The organism is Puia sp. P3 (genome assembly GCF_050632245.1).
In the GTDB taxonomy this organism is placed as follows: Bacteria; Bacteroidota; Bacteroidia; order Chitinophagales; family Chitinophagaceae; genus Puia.
This window is the reverse complement of record NZ_CP192583.1, coordinates 634,813-650,999: the sequence shown is the minus strand read 5'-3', so window position 1 is coordinate 650,999 and position 16,187 is coordinate 634,813. Positions and strand designations below refer to the sequence as shown.

Genomic DNA, 16,187 nt, shown 5'->3' with positions numbered 1-16,187 from the left:
ATACCGTGAGAGCAGCTTTTGACGCCTGGTACAACTAGCATTTTACCGCCTGGGTATAATTCAGTAAATTACTGGTAGACTTAATTGTTATGGTCTACGGTACTGAGGGCGGTCAGCCTACCTACTGGCTAACAAGATTCGTTATTCTCCGGCTATTGGGACTGGTGTATGCGGTCGCCTTTCTTGCGGCGATCAACCAGATCATTCCCCTGATAGGTTCCGATGGGTTGCTGCCTGTCGGAACTTTTCTACGCCGGGTGAGCGGGACGCTGGGGTCTGCCGGCGCGGGTTTTAGACGGTTGCCGTCGCTGTTCTGGCTGGTACATTCCGATACGGCCCTTCTGACGACGGCCTGGGTGGGCCTGATACTTTCCTGTATATTACTTGCCGGTTACGCAAACGCGCTGGTCATGACGGTACTATGGTTCCTGTACATGTCCATTGTCCACGTGGGACAGGACTGGTATGGATACGGCTGGGAGATCCAGCTGCTGGAGACCGGCTTTCTCGCCATTTTTCTTTGTCCGCTGCTTGACCCGCGGCCGTTTCCGCGGATGCCTCCGCCACTGCAGATAATCATACTCTTCCGCTGGCTGATCTTTCGGATCATGGTCGGCTCGGGGATGATCAAGCTGAGGGGCGACGAGACGTGGACCAACCGGACGGCGCTCTATTATCATTTCGAGACCCAGCCGATGCCCGGGCCTTTCAGCCGCTGGTTTCATTTCCTGCCGAGGTGGACGCTGCAAGTCGGCGTGTGGTTCAACTGGCTGGCTGAGCTGGTCGCGCCATGGTTCGTTTTCTGGCCGCGGATCGGGCGTCATATCGCGGGATGCGTGATCATACTGCTGCAGGTGATCCTTATCCTCAGCGGCAACCTCTCCTTTTTAAACTGGCTCACCATCGTCCCGGCACTCGCGTGTTTTGACGACGGCTGGTGGGCCCGCGTATTGCCCCGGCGTCTCGTTCGCATGGCGGAGCAGGCTCAGGCGCGTGCCGCCGAACCCGGACGGGACGCGGGTGCCGTCATCTGGAGCGTTACCGTCATCGTCGTCCTGCTGAGCGTCGAGCCGGCGCTGAATATTCTCTCTTCACGTCAGATAATGAATACGTCGTACGACCCGCTGGACCTGGTGAATACTTATGGAGCTTTTGGGTCGGTGGGAAGGGAACGGCTGAACGTGGTGTTTGAGGGGGCGGATGACACGACCGGTGTATGGAAACCCTATCCCTATAAGGGACTGCCGGCCGACCCTGACAAGCGTCCACCGCAGATCGCGCCGTATCATCTGCGGCTGGACTGGCAGATGTGGTTTGCGGCCATGGCCACTCCCGAGGAATACGCCTGGACTTATCACCTCGTCTGGAAACTGCTGCACAACGACCCGGGGGCGCTGCGGCTGTTCGCGGGCAACCCTTTTCCTGACAGGCCGCCCAGGTATATAAGGGCAATCCTCTACCGCTATAGTTTTGTCAGGTCGGGGCACTGGTGGCGGCGCGAGCAGGTGGGGAACCCGTGGATACCGCCGATGTCGACCGACAATCCGAAGCTGCGCGAGATACTGAATGTGGAGGAGTGGCTGTCCGGATCGGTCGGAGTGGAGGGGTGTCTCCCCGGATCGGTCGGATCGGCGAATATTATTATCTTTGACCCGTATCTTAAACCGTCAATATGCGATCTGTCCATCCCAGTCTGTTTACCCTATTGTTCACAGTACCCTTTTTCGTCGGTTGCGTCAGCTCCAGCCAGTATAAGGCTGCGCAGAAAGAGGCCGATAAGTACGACACCCTGTACACCTGGTCGATGCGCACCCTCAAGGCCTGCCAGGACGACAACGCTCAGCTGAAGAAACAAAAGATCGATATCCAGACCAAAATGAGCGATCAGGATCTGATGCTGACCGTCACGCAGGAGAACAATGCGCAGCTGAAAAAGCAGCTGCAGTCCCTCTCCGCGATCTCCAGCGCACAAGCCGAAAGTATAAAGAAGTCGATCGACAATATCAACTCCAAGGACGACTATCTCCAGACCTTGCAAATGGCGGTCTCGCGGCGCGATTCGACAAATCTGGCGGTGCTGATCGAGCTGAAGGCGGCTATGGGCAGCCTTGGCGAGGATGTCCATATAAGAGTGCTGCGCGGCCTTGTCAATGTCGACTTTTCCGACAAGCTGCTGTTCAGCAGCGACAGCAACAGCTATGTCTTTGGAGAAAAGGCCAAACAGGCCGTGGGCCGGCTGGCGCGGGTGCTGAACGACCATCCCGAGGTCAGCTGTATCGTTGAAGGGAATACCGATAGTATCGCCTATCCCCAGGACATATTGCTCGACAATTGGGACCTCAGTGTCAAACGCGCGACCGCTATCGTGCGGTCGTTGCAGAACGACTATAATATTTCCCCCGCCGGCTGACGGCTTCGGGGCATGGTGAATATGTGGTGGTGGCGCCGAATGAGACGCCCGAAGGGCGGGCGGCCAACCGTCGGGTGAGGGCGGTGATCGTTCCGCCGACGGAGCAGTTGTTGCGCCTGCTGGAGAGGAAGAAAGGCCAGGAGGATGAGGAGGTGCCAGTGGTGGTTGCGAAGCCTGCTGCGGCGGTGCCGGCCCCGAAGGATTCGGTAGTGACGGTGGCTAAGGATACGGTTGTGGCGTCTCCGAAGGATACAGCAGTGGTTCACGCCGATTCGGCGGCGGTTCACGCGGACTCAGCGGCGGTTCACGCGGACTCAGCGACGGTTCACGTTGACAGTGCGGCTGTCCCCGCGGTAAAAGTGGACAGCGCGACGGTACCAAAAGATTCCGCGGCGCCACGCGCGGACACGACGAAGAAGGATTCGACATCACCGGCGGGAGCCTCCCTACTCCGTCCTCAAACTCTTCACAGGATTGGCGACAGCCGCCTTAATGGCCTGCCAGCTGACGGTGACCAGACTGATGAGCAGCGCGCCCGCGCCGGAGGCGACGAAGACCCAAACAGAGATCGATATACGGTAGTTGTAGCTCGTCAGCCAGCGGCCCATGATATACCAGGCGGCGGGCATGGCGATCAGCAGGGAGAGGCCCACGAGGATCACGAACTCGGAGGACAATAGTCTCCAGACGCCCACGACGGAGGCGCCGAGCACTTTACGGATGCCCACTTCGCGGGTGCGTTGTTCGGCCGTGAACGACGCCAGGCCGAAGAGCCCGAGACAGGAGATGAAGATCGCCAGGGCCGCGAAGAAGCCGGCCAGTTTGCTCATTCGATCCTCCAGCGCGAATTTTTTTGCATAGTCTTCGTCGACAAACCTATAATCAAACGGGGCTGAGGGTACCAACTCTTTCATGACGGCGGCGATCTTCGGCAGGGCCTGGCTCATGGCGACGCCGGGACGAACCTTTATCTCCATATTGCTATAGCCGCCGTTGTGGCCCTTCTGGTAGTACACCGTTGCTGTTGTAGGCGCGTAGGGCGACTCCACGACCATATCCTTAATCACGCCGATTATCTTATAGTGCATGACCTGTGTCTTGTCCATCCACCAGGTCCAGGTGACGTCGGTGCCGATAGGATCTTTCAGGCCCATCGACTTCAGCGCCGATTCATTGATGATCATACCCGACGAGTCCAGCTGCGAGTCCCGGCGGAAATCACGCCCCTGCACAAACTGCCACCCTACTGTCTTTCCATATTCCGGAGAGACGGCGATGGTGCCGTAGTTCTGTTCTTTATCGGGGTCGTAGCCAGCCCACGAGAACCCGCCGTTGTTGGAAGCCAGCTCCGTCACTTTACCCATCGACTGCGCGGCCTCTTCGACGACGCCGGTCTTCAGCAGCTGGCTGCGGATAAGGTCTTTTTGGTATAGAACTCGCCGCTGCGCATTTCCATGGTGAGCAACCCCTCGCGGTCATAGCCAACCGGCCTGTCTTTGGCGTGCTGCACCTGCTGCAGGATGATGATGGTACAGTTGATCAGCGCAACGGAGATGGTGAATTGCAGGACGACCAGCACCTTCCTCGGCATTACTGAATCGCGGCCCAGGCGGACATTTCCTTTCAACGCCACTACGGGCCGGAAGGAGGATAGATACAGGGCGGGATAGCTGCCGGCGATGACACCGGTAATAAGAATAAAGAGCAGACTGACCATCCAGAACCAGGGGCTGGCCCAGGGAATGGTCATTTGTTTTGCCGCCAGCTGATTGAACCAGCCCAGGGTCGCCGAGGTCAGCGCCAGTGCAACCGCAAAAGCTACAGCGACCATGAGCACCGATTCGCCGAAGAACTGGGTGATCAGCTGGATGCGCAGTGAGCCTACCGCCTTGCGGATGCCGACTTCCCGCGCCCGCCGCTCGCTGCGGGCCGTGGAGAGATTCATGAAATTGATGCAGGCGAGGATCAGGACAAAGGCGCCGATGAGCCCGACAAGCCAGACCAGACGACCTGGGGCGATATCAGAATCATGTCGGCGCTGGTCTGCCGCGTCCAGATGCCATTTGGGCATGGGATAGAGCACCACTTCGGGCTTGGTGTTGCGTTCGCCGACCGTATTGGCGTCTGTAGCATCCCGGATATTGTCCATCACGATATTCTTTATCCGGCGATCGACGGAGGCAAAGTCCGATGAGGACCTAACTTCAACGAACATCCGCATATAGTGATTGAACCATTCGGTATTCGTCTTTTGGGTCCAGTCATTCTTGCTGAGCCATAGGCCGAACGGCGATATAAATTTGGTCTTGCTGAGGTCGGTATTCAGCGGCAGGTCCTCGTATACTCCCGTGACTTTTACGCTCTCGTCCTGCAATTTTATGATCTTACCCGTGGGGTCCGAGTCTCCAAACAATGACCTGGCCACGCTGCGGGCTAATAATATGGAGTGTAGATCCGCCAGTCCAGCCCGGCTGCCCCATACCATTTTCAGACCGAACAGATCGGGCGCTTCACTGCCCATGTACTGACCGTCACAGGACAGCTGCTTATCACCCGAGGACAGGACCTTACCAGAGGTCCAGGAAACCAGTACCATGCGGCGGAATTCCTCTTTGTACTTTTCCTGGAGCTCCAGGACCAGGGGATAAGAAAGCGACGGGCTCATATAGGGGCCGTGGGGGCCGACGCCTTTCAGCTCGACTTTGGCAATACGATCGTAGTTGTCGTGATACGTATTGAAGGAGAACTCGTCATACAGCCAGAGGCCGGTGAGTATGGCGACGGCGATGCCTACCGCAAGTCCGCTGATATTGATGAACGAAGAGGTCCGGTTCTTCAGCAGGTTGCGCCAGGCGATCCTGAAGTAGTCTCTGAGCATGGGAGAAGTTTTGGATAATTATCCGCTCCAATCCCGGTGCCACCTTACAAACTACTGAAAGCCAGACCGTCGCCATGGCCCCGGGGTGTCTGAGGGTTCATTATCGTACATTTTTTGTCCGCTTTCGGACACGTCTATCCCCCGAAGTAACACGACTGTGCGCTTTTTCGACACGTCTATACAGTCTTCCCGATACGGTAAGGGAAGAAGTTTATTTTTGACAAAACCCCTAAACCAATGATCTTGAAAAAGCTCAGTTTTTTCTGCGTGCTCTCCTTGTGTGTATTTGCGGCCTGTAAAAAGAGTGGCGGCTCTTCTTCCGACTACCATTTTACCGCCACCATCGACGGACAATCCCAAAGTTTCAACACCTCTCCACTTGCCGTAAAGGTCTCGAACGCCGGTGTGTCAATGATCGCTTTCGAAGGCTTTGCCGGCAACCAGAGTAACCCGCAGGTGATGGCCGTCAGTTGGAATTCCTTTTATGCCGGACAAAACCTCGTAGTGGGCACCTATGGCGATACCTCGTCCAAATACGCGATCGGAGGCAACTATAATCCCTCCATCAGCGTGACGTACGTCAGCGGAAGTTCGATAATGACCGGTGGCACCCACATGAAACTGACCATCAGCTCTATCGATTCTACTGCCGTCAGAGGCAGTTTCAGCGGCGATTTTTACCTCAACGGCGATCCGTCTTCGCCGAAAAAGACGGTTACTAACGGCGACTTCTACGTACCCTGGAAGAAGTAAGCACTATTTTACTATCTGGAATTGCGTGACGACCGGGCTGCCTGTTGCCGGGACCACCCTGAGCAGATAGCTGCCGGCGGGCAGGCTTCCTGTCTGCAGAGAATTGGTGCCGGAATCGAGGCTCACGCCGCGGGACAACATCAGCCGTCCGAAGAGGTCGGTTATCATCACCTGTCCTTCGCCTTTGAGACCGCTGACTATGTAGTTGATCGTCTCCCTGGCAGGATTGGGATATGTCCGCAGGGCCCTGCCGGAGCCGGTCATCATATTGATCTGTACGGTCGATGAATACATCGATTTCCCGTCCAGGTCCACTTCCCGCAGACGATAGTAGTTGCTGCCTGTAACGGGAGAATTGTCGGTGTAGCTGTAGTTGACCGGCGCGGCCGAATTACCCGATGCCGCAATGGTGCCCAACTCGGTATAATTCTGATTGTCGGTGCTGCGTTCGACGACGAAATTGCTGCTGTTTTGCTCCTGGGCCGTCTGCCAGGTCAACAGAACGTTGTCCCCGGACGGCGCGCCTTTGAAATAGCTGTATGTTACCGGCAGCGTCCCTATCGTGGCCAGGGAGTAGTTGGAGGTAGCGCCGGTCAGGGCAAAATTGTTCAGCACTGCATGGTTGCTGGTCGGCGAATAGTCGATGGCGTAAGTCAGGCCGCTGTTGGCGGCGCCGGGGCTGCCTTCGTTGAAAGGATACCAGGCTATCAGACCGGCTTCGGCGCCGGTGAGACTGGTGTTCATATAGGTGGTGACCTGGGTGGGAGTCATCTGGAAATTCCAGAGACGGACCTCTTCGATATTTCCGGTAAAGTTTTCACCGGCCGTCTCCGTGCCTCCGATGCGCAGCGCCTGTCCGGTGGCTGTGCCCGGCCCCTGCGGTATGCCGCCGATGTCGGTGCCGTTGACATAGACTTCCGTATTGGTGGACGACATAACGAAATTGAGATGGTACCGGGTATTGTTGGTAAATGCATAGTTGAGTGTGAGGTATCCGCCGGAGTTCCACATCCCAACGTGTGCGTTGTCCAGGTGGAAGCTGTAGCGTGATCCGCCGGCACCCCGAACCCCGAAAACGGTCTGGTGCACGGTGTTGATCGCGGTCGGCTGTGCCCACAGCTCTACAGTGCCCGAACTAAGGTCATAGGCGCTGTTCGCAGGAGCTACGGCAACATCGTCGACCCCATCAAAATTTACCATATTCTGTGAGAACTGAACGGGCGAGGTGACCCTCGCGGCGGTGCCGTTGAGCGTACCGTTGAGTGCGGTTACGCCCGTGGCGCTGACGGCGGCGCCGCTCGCTTCGTTGAAGTTGTAGTAGGCGATGAGGCCGGAGGAGGTACCGGGTACGGTGCCATACATACCTGCCTTTATCTGGGCGGCGGTCCTTTGCGTGCTCCATACCCTCGCCTCGTCGACGGTGCCGATCAGGTAGCGGTGGGTAGGGTCGGACCAGTCGCCTATCTTGAAGGTACCCGTGGGAGTGGTGGGGCCGGTGGCCAGACTGCCGGCGGAGGTGGGGACGCCGCTGACCTTGACGCCATTGACATAGATCGCGAGGGTCGTCCCGCTGGCGCCATCCCAGGAGGCCGCGATATGATACCATACGCCGGTGACGAAATTGGTCATGGGATAGCTGGTAAAGGCGTAGTTACTGCCATCCTTCATGACATACATGGCCAGATTGTTGGCATACACGAGGAACTCGATCCCCTGGCCGGCGATACTGCGGCTCATGATCTCCTGGTCATTGGTGAGGTTGCCGAATTTGATCCAGCATTCGAGGGTTTTAATATTATTGGCGTTCAGTGCGGAATTATTTCCGCAGTCCACCGCATGCCGCTGGGGATGTTCATGGCGTTGTTCTGTGCAGAAAGGCTGGTGCCGGAGAGAACAAAGAGGACGGTCCAAAACAGGCAGGTAAAGACTATTTTCATGAGCATTAATTTTCCAATAAATACATAGTTAGTGCTGAATCAGAGCATTAGACCAAGGTAGCGGATTAGTATGCGACGCAAAAGGCAATGCCCGCAGAAGACTGTTCTGCGGCGCATGGGGAAAACAAGACAGGAAGTTGTAAAGGATCAGCCCGGGTCTGGGCTGAGTATAGACGTTAGGTGCAATTATTGTTCCAGTTCCCGATGGGAGCTCGGAAACCGCCGAATGGCACGATATTTTATATGGTGACTGTAAAAAGGAAATGGTTATGCCCCGGCACAATGGCAATTACCCCCCTCTTACCGGCACCAGCCCGTGCGGCTGCGGCAGAAGGCTGTGGAAATTGCAAACAATCTGTTGATGAATGGTGTAGACGAAGCCCGCGCGATTGAGATTGGACTGAGAAAAGCAAGAGAATACTTTCTGTCCCAGCGGTCGAATAAACGTGGGCACGACACCGATCTGCCCGCCTTCCCATAGAAGGGGGTGCACACAGTGATTAATTTGGTCTTTAACATCGCGACGCCTTATTGTGGGGGTCGCGATTTTTTTATTGTGTGTTGATCCGAATGTCTTCTGGCGGAGGTTAAATTGTTTATGCAGTGCAAAATTTGAAAACGGTCGTTCTATATTGTGTGGTGTGACCTCTAATCCAAACCTAAAAAAACTAATTCCCGCATGGGCTTCTTTAGCTTCCTCCGAAAGAATTCAACCACAAATTCACGTTCTCCGCTCGACCAGACAACCGACGACTATTTAAGGAACCGCCAGAGTATCACCGTAGGCAAAAGTATTTTTCCGATGATCAGGGCTGTGGACGATAGCAGACTGCTGGCGTCACGATTCACGTCCAATCCCATTATTACCCGGGAGCTCGCGGAGGGTATTGTCGTCGCCTATGGCCTGGACATTGGCGGGAGTTATGAGATGATCGGCCCCAATCAGTGCAAGAAGTTTGGAATCACCAATCAGGATCTTGCCGCGCTGTCTCGCGCGCAACCTTCTGGCAAGGACAGACGGCAGGATCAATATCGAAAGGATGGATTTTTCCTCCTCGATTCCCGAGGCGGAGCCTTTTTACCGGGTGCGGATGGGCAACCACCTCGATTCGTCGGTGATGCTGGTGGATGATTTTTGGCGGCGGGCGGCGGCGATGCTGAAGACGGACCTGGTGGCGGTGACGCTGCCGGCGAAGAATACGCTGTACTTTGCGGACTACCGGAGCATATTTAGTTTTCGGCTGATGCGGCCGTTCTCGGGGAAAATGTATGAGGCGTCAAAGGAGGACCACATCGAGATCTCGCCAAATACGTATGTGAGGAAGAGAGATAAATGGATTTTGTTTAATGATACGGAGCGGCAGCATTTGGAGTTGACGGTGGGGTTGAATTAAGGGGGACCCTGGTTCACGCCGGCTGGAGTGTGACGGTTCACGGACGGTTCAAGCGGGGCCGGGTCCCGCGCTGGTTCACGCGGGGGCCGGAGGGTGGCCGCGGTTCACGCCGGCTGGAGTGTGACAGTTCACGCGAGGCCGGAGGGTGGTTCACCTTTTGGTGGACACGATCGCCACGGTCCGGTCATCCTTCACCCCGCCGAAGAATTTCTCCAGCACCTCGCCAAAAACGGGGTCCGTTCCCGGTACCAGCGAGAACAGCGTCATACTCGAGCGCAGTTTGATATCGTCAGGACTGCCCATGACCTGTGTGGGGTTGCTGGAGGACAAAGCAAGGAGGGCCCGGGAGATCTCGACGAGTCTGCGGCCGAGGACCGGATGTTTGAGGAAGGCGGCTGCCTCCTGGAGATCCGTGATGGAGTAGTAGACGGCATTGGTACTGAATCCCAGCCCCTGTATCTGCGGGAAAATATACCAGATCCAGTGTGTTCTCTTTCTCCCGCTGCGAATCTCCGAGAGGGCCTGGTCGTAGTCCTGCTCCTGCGCGGTGAGAAAGCGGTTTAGCTGGTTAACCATATGGGGGAATTTCTCCTAACAAAGGTAGAAAATTATATTACCTTGGGGCAGCCTATGTCGTCCAAGTCCATACTTAAAGAGTCGCCGCCCCTGAAAAAGGCCGACTGTTTCTCCGTCTTTGCCCGGTCAAAAACGGAGTTTGACTTCCCCGTCCACTACCACGAAGAATACGAACTGAACTTTATCGAGAACGCCAAAGGCGTCAAACGGATCGTCGGCGACAGCGTCGAGGAGATCGAGGACTGGGAACTGGTGCTGATCGGCCCCAATATTCCCCACGCCTGGTTTACGCACAAGTGCAAAACGGAGTTTTTGAGATCACGATCCAGTTCCACCGCGACCTTTTTCATGAAATCTTCCTGAAAAGGACCCAGCTAAGCTCGATCCGCGGCCTTTTCGAGCAATCCCTCAAGGGCATCCTCTTCTCTACGGAGACCATCCGGCGGCTGGCGCCGCGTTTCCGGGACCTCGAGAACCAGAGCGGTTTCGACTCGGTGATCGAACTGATGTCCATCCTCAACGAGCTGGCGAAGGACGAGGGTGCGCGCTGTCTCTCCGGCGACAAGATCTACAATGCCGACTATATCTATATGGACAGCGTGCGGATGGAAAAGCTCATCGACTTCATGAACGCCAATTTCGACCGGCCGGTGCGGCTGGCGGAGGCGGCGGAGCTGGTGGGTATGGCGGAGACGGCTTTTAGCCGGTTTTTTAAGGCCAAAACGGGTGTCAATTTTGTCGATTTCCTCAACGAGATACGCCTCGGACACGCTGTACGTATGCTGATCGATACCAAGGACCCCATTACCGAAATCGCCGCGTCCTGCGGCTTTACCAATATCTCGAATTTCAACCGGACTTTTAAAAGGGAGAAGGACCTGACCCCGAAGGAATTTCGGGCCCGGCATGGGAATGTGAGGGAGAGGAGGTTTTTTTAAAGGGGACGGCGGGATCCGCCGCCCCCGAGGATAGTTATTGAGCCTTCACTGTAATTGTATGTGTTTTCGGCTGGGCGAGGCGATAGATCTCGTCGACGATGCCGTCCATTTCCTTCTGCCAGGAGGCGCGGACGGCGGGGTAGCGCGCGGCGCGGTAGTTATCTCGTTTGGAGGCGACGGCCCAGTCGGTCTTTTGCTTTGACGAGGACCGAGTCCATGGCGCGGGCGTCGTCGTTGTATTTCATTCCGCGGTCCTGGAAATAGTCGAACTGGAGCCAGTAGTACGCGCGGAGTTTGGACTCGAGTTCCATCCTTCTTTCGTTGAGCCAGAGTATGGACATGGCCTGCTCGTATTCGGGGGTTGTCTGCACCAACGCGAGGTTGATGCCGGAAGACAGTTGTTCGCCGGTCCAGGAGCCGATGGCGTGACCGTCCATGAGGACGTTGTAATTGTTACTGCCAAGTCCTTTGACGGTGAGCATTTCCCTGTTCATCCCTTCATTGAAGGGGATGACGTCGAGCGCCTCTGTCTGGCGGTGGGGGTTCTCCCAAAGCCGGGGGAGACTGTCCTGGGGAAAGGGAAGGGAGGCAGCGAGATAGTCGAAGCTTAGTTGGTTGCGTTTGGTCGTAAGGTTCGACAGCTTGCAATTGTCGGATTGCAGAACCTTTGCTGTCCTGGCGTCGACGGCGATCTCGGCCACGGCCTTGCCCGACATGCCCTGCTGTTTGAGGAAGAGCCAGGCCATGACAAAATGACCCGCGTTGCCGGGGTGAATGCGGTCGGAGCCCGTCAGCGTAAAGGCCGTATCCTTCTGCTGCTGGCGAAGCGTGATCTCGGTCATTGGATTGAGGAAGTCGACAAAGCCCCAGCCCTCCTGTTTGGCCGCCTCCTGCTGGAAGGCCGCGATCTGCTGCATCGCGCGGCTCTTGCCGGGGAAATAGTTCTTTGGATTTTTGACGGTCTCGTCGTAGAGGGAGCTGCTGATCATGATCTTTTTCGCCGGCGTGTAGGCTTTAAGGCGCGCGCGGATACTGTCAAAGTAGAGATGACTTTCGCGGATACGCGCTTTCGCGGTCGAGTCGGCGTTGGCCTGGAGAAATTCAAAATAGCCGGTGTCGTTCATGCCGAAGGTGAGGCAGATGATGGTCGGCTTCTTTGCGAAGACGTCGTCGTCGAGGCGGGCATTGATATTTTCGCACGGTCGCCGCCGATGCCGGCATTGTATACCGTGATCCGGCGGCCTGGATAGTGGAGCATATAGTAAAGCCAGATATAGGACTCGTAGTAGCCCGCTTCGGTGATGCTGTTGCCGACGAAGACGACGCGGTCGCCGGTCTGGAAGGGGGTGATCGGCTGGGACCCGCGAGCGTTAACAGCGGTCTGGGGTTGGGCGGATGTCAGGCAACAGGACAAAGTTGCCGCAAGGAAAAAGATCGTGGACTTATTCATGTTCAAATTTTATTGTTCTGATTCCAAAATGAGGTAGTTCGAGGCCGGACCCAGGCGCCGTGTCGGTCGCGGTGGATTTTTAGTTCCTTTATCTTTCGCCCGTCGAGTTCGATCTCTTCGGCCACCCGTGGAAGAAAGCCCAGGCGCAGTACCGTCTCGCGTTGGGAGGATTCGGCGTTGAAAAGTCGGACGAGTAATCCGTCGGTCTGTCGTTGCACGGGCTCGACCTCTATACCCGGGTCGGGGCGCAGCAGCGATCGTGAGCCTCCTTCGCCGGCCTCCGTCACGATCAGCGGCTCCTTCCATTTTGTCGCTGCGGTCCAGAGTCTCGCCGAGTCCCAGCGGCCGGTATGGAGGGCAGCAGGGCATAGTTGAGCTCGGTCGGACCGTCGAGGGTATAGTTCCGGTAGAAGATGCCGTTGCCGGAATATTGAACCGTTAGCCCGAGGGGGATGCTGTCGCCGTGGGCATAGCTGGTGGTGTGGTCGGTGAAGAGCGCGAAGACCGGTGGCGGGCCCTTCAAGGTCCGCCCAGTCGAGGATCACGTTGTTCTTGATACTGTCCCAGCGATTGTAAAAGCTGCTGCTCAGGCGGCTTTCCGTCACGTCGAAGGGGGCATTTTTATAGATCTTTGCAGGGCCCAGATTCACGGGAAACAGCGCCAGCAACTTGTACCGGTCGTCGTAGTAGGCTTTCCGTACTTCCTGGTCTTTGGGGTTGTCGGCATATTCGCCGATGGCGGGGCTGGATTTCCAGTCGATGCGCAGGTGAAAGTCGACGCGGGGCTCGCCCGGGCGGACTATTATCTTCTGTGTAAACGGATGGCCCGCGATTTTGCCGCTGACGGTGACGGAGCCGTCGGGATCTGTGTTTATGTCCGCATGGGCCTCGGTGCTGCTGCGGAAGCCTCCGTCGTTGTAAAAATTGCCGCGTAGTTCGCCGAGGCCCTTGCCTGGTTCGACCAATTCATGTCCGTCGAAGATCCAGCTGGTGATGGTCCCGCCTTTCGAGGGGTCCAGCACGATCGTGTGGAGGTCGGATCTTATCGTAACGGTTCCGTTGGGGTTACGGGAGACGCGAGCGGCATCGGATCGAAGAGCATCGGCTCTGTAGCTAGTATACCCCATGGGAGGCACATCGGCGGGGAAGCGGTGTCCGTCATAGCTGACCCATTCCTTACGCGCCACACCGGTAGTGTTGTACACTCGAACCCAGCCCGAGCCGTACCCGGCTGATGACCTGATGATGCTATCGGCGCGCGCGTCGGTGCCTGCGGTCCAGCGCTGAACCTTGTCGGCCCAGGTGTCGCCGGGCTTGCCGTTGTAGGGTACTATCCAGCAGTCGTGGTGCTGAGACAGCAGCAGGGTTCGCCAGGCTTCGTCGAGCGATACCGATGGCCGGGGAGCCCCGTTCCAGATACCCGCCATGGCGGCCATTTTCTCGGCCTGAATCAATAAGTTCTCCGAATGTCTTACGCTTCGGGCTATACGCTGTAAAACACTGGGAACCCCACATCAATCCTACCAATACGTCTTCCTGCGAGAAATGCCAGTCTGCAGGCTGTGAAGAACATTTTGCGAAATAGCCCCTCCAGGTCTCGTACTTTGTCGGAGCATATCCGTGTCCCCTCAGCCAGGGACCAAAAGACCAGCCCGCGTCCTGCAAGCACATGCCGACCGGATGGCTGATACCCGCCGCGAAGGCCGCTTTTACATATTCCTCGCTGTTGGAAGAGGCGATGGTCTCCCATATCGACCGGGGCTTGAGCGCCTCCACCGCGGATCGCGGCGAAGTAAGGACCGAGCTCCCGTCGGGGCCGATCCAGTTGACGAGCTCGCCGCCAAAAGCCCGCGTATACCCACCCCAGCAGGTGTTGGGATTCTTCAGCGAGGCGTACCGGAAACCATAGGAACGCAGGATCTGCGGCAGGGCGCTCGTAAAGCAGGGCTCCTCCGAGGAATAGGTGCTAAAAACTATTCCTGGAAAATGCCGTCGCAACTTTTTCATGCCGTAGTCGAACTGCCGGATGATGCTCTCGCCCGAAATATTGTAGAGATAGCTCTGCCCGTAGGCGGGGTTGACGTACTCGATACGGCCGCCGGCGCTCTGGTCGGCGATCAGCCGCTGGAAGGCGGCGTAGTTGACGGGATCGGATTTTTCAATGGAATCCCAGGACTCGGGCTCGAGTTCGAGGTTGATCTTCCAGTCGGGATGCGCCGCGAGTTGTTCGACCATGAACTTTGTTTGCCGGGAGGGAAGATGGCCGTAGATCCCGCCGTGGTAGCCGTCGATGAAGTAGGCGGTCTGAGAGGCGCCGGTCTGAGAGGCGCCGATAAGGGAAGCCAGCAGCAGCGGAAGCGTGAGTAATCTTTTCATTTACTTCGTTTTTATCGGCGGTTCGGGCCAGGCGTCGGTTCTGAACAGCGGCACGGGCCATCCGGCGGCATTTCGCAGGTCAGTCACCGCGGCATTGGTAAAAGCATATCGAATCGCCACGGGCTTCTTCACCTCGTCCGACCAAATCACTATCCTATCCCCTTCGATGCTTGCCCTCGCCGGATACCAGCGCTGGTCGGCGCCCGCCACCACAAAATCGCGCGGTTCCGAGCCACCGTCCGTATGCAGGCCATCAGCCGTCCCTGGTTCGAAGAAGACCGTGACCTTACGCCCCTTTATTTCGAGGTGCTGGTAGCGCGGTCCGCAGCAGGGCGTATCGAGCCGTCCATAGGTGCGGTTCAGCGCGGTTTGAGCAAGGCGGATGCCGATGGGCTTCTTGTTGTGCGGATGCAGATTTTTTGCCTCACCGACGTCGACGGTGGAAACCATTGCCGTATTGCCGAGCTCCGAGATCCTGCGCTGCGCCTCGCGGAAGAAGGCATAGTCCGCCAGCGTGGAGTCTTTGTTATCCCAGAAGAAGGGCGCGACCTCCACATAATAAAAAGGTAGCTCGCCCTGTCCAAAGAGGCGGCGCCAGCTGGCGATCATGGTTTGTGTCAAATGCGTATACGGGTGCCGCTCCAGCCGGTTGGCCTCGCCCTGGTACCAGCAAATCCCCCTTATGGACATGCGCCGCAGCGGATAGATGATGGCGTTATACAACAGATACGGCCGCGTGACCTTTTCGAAGGAGAAACCGCCGTTGACGATCTCTTTTGACCGGGAACTATTCAGATACGGTTCGAGGTATAGCCTGTCGAGCATCGTATCGCCCGCCAGCACGTCCTGCGGTACATAGGCCTGGGCCGCGGAGGCGCCGATGCCGGAGAAGACGAGGCCGACGGGAAGGTCGAGGGCCTGCTGGAGACGGCGGCCGAAGAAATAACCTACGGCGCTGAACCTGGCCGCCGTCTTTGGCGTACATTCGGTCCATTTGCCTCTGAAACTATCGATCGGCGCCGCGCTGAAATTGAGGGCGACGTCTAGCAGGCGAATATGCGGATGCCGGGCCGCGGCGACCTCGGCAGTGGAGTCGAGCGCCTCGCGCAGCGCGAACTGCATGTTCGACTGACCGCTGCAAAGCCATACCTCGCCGATGAGGATATCGGAAAGGCGTATTTGTGAAGCCCCGCTGCTGACGGTCAGCGCATGAGCACCGTAGTCCCCCGCGCGTACGGCGGGTACCGCCACGATGCCCGAAAAATATCCCGAAGCATCGGCGACGACGGTCGTCGCGCCGGCGGCCCAGTCCGGCAGGATGGCCACCGATGCACCGGGATCGCTCCAGCCCCAAACGGTCATGGGCTTATTTTGCTGCACGACCATCCCGTCCTGAAGCCCGCTGCCGAGACGGATGCCGGCAAAGGCAAGATGTGTAATAACCAGGGAGCATGAAAGAAAAAATATTCGCATAG

15 protein-coding genes are annotated in these 16,187 nt (G+C 57.1%); 6 read left to right on the top strand and 9 right to left on the bottom strand.

What is annotated here, in order from left to right:
- The first annotated feature begins 89 nt into the window (after positions 1-89).
- Both ACQ86N_RS03760 and ACQ86N_RS03755 read left to right on the top strand, forming a co-directional pair.
- Positions 90-1,847 carry a lipase maturation factor family protein gene (locus ACQ86N_RS03760; RefSeq protein ID WP_431214011.1) on the top strand — a complete coding sequence of 586 codons (1,758 nt, stop codon included), beginning with the start codon at positions 90-92 and terminating at the stop codon, positions 1,845-1,847.
- Positions 1,805-2,410: an OmpA/MotB family protein gene (locus ACQ86N_RS03755; RefSeq protein ID WP_431214010.1), complete on the top strand. Its 606-nt coding sequence runs from the start codon at positions 1,805-1,807 to the stop codon at positions 2,408-2,410. The genes ACQ86N_RS03760 and ACQ86N_RS03755 overlap by 43 nt, the downstream gene beginning before the upstream one ends.
- A 446-nt stretch (positions 2,411-2,856) precedes the next feature.
- Here the strand turns inward: ACQ86N_RS03755 and ACQ86N_RS03750 are convergent, their stop codons facing one another.
- Positions 2,857-3,774: an ABC transporter permease gene (locus ACQ86N_RS03750; protein WP_431214009.1), complete on the bottom strand. Its 918-nt coding sequence runs from the start codon at positions 3,772-3,774 to the stop codon at positions 2,857-2,859.
- Positions 3,775-3,806: 32 nt separating this feature from the next.
- Positions 3,807-5,288: an ABC transporter permease gene (locus ACQ86N_RS03745; protein WP_431214008.1), complete on the bottom strand. Its 1,482-nt coding sequence runs from the start codon at positions 5,286-5,288 to the stop codon at positions 3,807-3,809.
- Between the two features lie 243 nt (positions 5,289-5,531).
- Between ACQ86N_RS03745 and ACQ86N_RS03740 the strand changes: the two genes are divergently transcribed.
- Positions 5,532-6,041 (top strand): hypothetical protein, encoded by a 510-nt coding sequence (locus ACQ86N_RS03740; RefSeq protein ID WP_431214007.1) that lies wholly within the window; start codon positions 5,532-5,534, stop codon positions 6,039-6,041.
- A gap of 3 nt (positions 6,042-6,044) precedes the next feature.
- Here the strand turns inward: ACQ86N_RS03740 and ACQ86N_RS03735 are convergent, their stop codons facing one another.
- On the bottom strand, positions 6,045-7,874 hold the full coding sequence (locus tag ACQ86N_RS03735; protein WP_431214006.1) for a LamG-like jellyroll fold domain-containing protein: 1,830 nt from the start codon (positions 7,872-7,874) through the stop codon (positions 6,045-6,047).
- Positions 7,847-7,978: a hypothetical protein gene (locus tag ACQ86N_RS03730; RefSeq protein WP_431214005.1), complete on the bottom strand. Its 132-nt coding sequence runs from the start codon at positions 7,976-7,978 to the stop codon at positions 7,847-7,849. Before ACQ86N_RS03730 ends, ACQ86N_RS03735 begins: the two co-directional genes overlap by 28 nt.
- Positions 7,979-8,955: 977 nt before the next feature.
- Between ACQ86N_RS03730 and ACQ86N_RS03725 the strand changes: the two genes are divergently transcribed.
- Positions 8,956-9,372 carry a hypothetical protein gene (locus ACQ86N_RS03725; protein ID WP_431214004.1) on the top strand — a complete coding sequence of 139 codons (417 nt, stop codon included), beginning with the start codon at positions 8,956-8,958 and terminating at the stop codon, positions 9,370-9,372.
- Positions 9,373-9,522: 150 nt separating this feature from the next.
- Here the strand turns inward: ACQ86N_RS03725 and ACQ86N_RS03720 are convergent, their stop codons facing one another.
- On the bottom strand, positions 9,523-9,948 hold the full coding sequence (locus ACQ86N_RS03720) for a DUF1810 domain-containing protein (protein ID WP_431214003.1): 426 nt from the start codon (positions 9,946-9,948) through the stop codon (positions 9,523-9,525).
- Positions 9,949-9,990: 42 nt separating this feature from the next.
- On the opposite strand from ACQ86N_RS03720, the gene ACQ86N_RS03715 reads away from it, so the two are divergent.
- Positions 9,991-10,311, top strand: coding sequence for a hypothetical protein (locus ACQ86N_RS03715; protein WP_431214002.1), 321 nt, complete (start codon positions 9,991-9,993; stop codon positions 10,309-10,311).
- A complete protein-coding gene (locus tag ACQ86N_RS03710) occupies positions 10,245-10,886 on the top strand; it encodes a helix-turn-helix domain-containing protein (protein ID WP_431214001.1) in 642 nt (213 codons plus the stop codon). The genes ACQ86N_RS03715 and ACQ86N_RS03710 overlap by 67 nt, the downstream gene beginning before the upstream one ends.
- Before the next feature lie 158 nt (positions 10,887-11,044).
- Here the strand turns inward: ACQ86N_RS03710 and ACQ86N_RS03705 are convergent, their stop codons facing one another.
- The 4 genes from ACQ86N_RS03705 to ACQ86N_RS03690 all read right to left on the bottom strand — a co-directional run bounded on the left by ACQ86N_RS03705 (position 11,045) and on the right by ACQ86N_RS03690 (position 16,185).
- Entirely contained in the window at positions 11,045-12,028 is a 984-nt protein-coding gene (locus ACQ86N_RS03705; RefSeq protein ID WP_431217974.1) for a hypothetical protein, read from the bottom strand.
- Complete coding sequence (locus ACQ86N_RS03700) at positions 12,007-12,336, bottom strand: hypothetical protein (RefSeq protein ID WP_431214000.1); 330 nt, start codon at positions 12,334-12,336, stop codon at positions 12,007-12,009. Before ACQ86N_RS03700 ends, ACQ86N_RS03705 begins: the two co-directional genes overlap by 22 nt.
- Positions 12,337-13,584: 1,248 nt before the next feature.
- Positions 13,585-14,712, bottom strand: a complete 1,128-nt coding sequence (locus ACQ86N_RS03695) for a hypothetical protein (protein WP_431213999.1) — start codon at positions 14,710-14,712, stop codon at positions 13,585-13,587.
- A complete protein-coding gene (locus tag ACQ86N_RS03690) occupies positions 14,713-16,185 on the bottom strand; it encodes a sialate O-acetylesterase (RefSeq protein WP_431213998.1) in 1,473 nt (490 codons plus the stop codon). It abuts the gene before it with no gap.
- Positions 16,186-16,187 lie beyond the last annotated feature (2 nt).

Coding starts and splice junctions, on each gene's coding strand:
- ACQ86N_RS03690 (WP_431213998.1), bottom strand. CDS start 16,185: ATGCGAATATTTTTTCTTTCATGCTCCCTGGTTATTACACATCTTGCC.
- ACQ86N_RS03750 (WP_431214009.1), bottom strand. CDS start 3,774: ATGGGTAAAGTGACGGAGCTGGCTTCCAACAACGGCGGGTTCTCGTGG.
- ACQ86N_RS03755 (WP_431214010.1), top strand. CDS start 1,805: ATGCGCACCCTCAAGGCCTGCCAGGACGACAACGCTCAGCTGAAGAAA.
- ACQ86N_RS03700 (WP_431214000.1), bottom strand. CDS start 12,336: ATGAATAAGTCCACGATCTTTTTCCTTGCGGCAACTTTGTCCTGTTGC.
- ACQ86N_RS03720 (WP_431214003.1), bottom strand. CDS start 9,948: ATGGTTAACCAGCTAAACCGCTTTCTCACCGCGCAGGAGCAGGACTAC.
- ACQ86N_RS03730 (WP_431214005.1), bottom strand. CDS start 7,978: ATGAAAATAGTCTTTACCTGCCTGTTTTGGACCGTCCTCTTTGTTCTC.
- ACQ86N_RS03760 (WP_431214011.1), top strand. CDS start 90: ATGGTCTACGGTACTGAGGGCGGTCAGCCTACCTACTGGCTAACAAGA.
- ACQ86N_RS03695 (WP_431213999.1), bottom strand. CDS start 14,712: ATGAAAAGATTACTCACGCTTCCGCTGCTGCTGGCTTCCCTTATCGGC.
- ACQ86N_RS03745 (WP_431214008.1), bottom strand. CDS start 5,288: ATGCTCAGAGACTACTTCAGGATCGCCTGGCGCAACCTGCTGAAGAAC.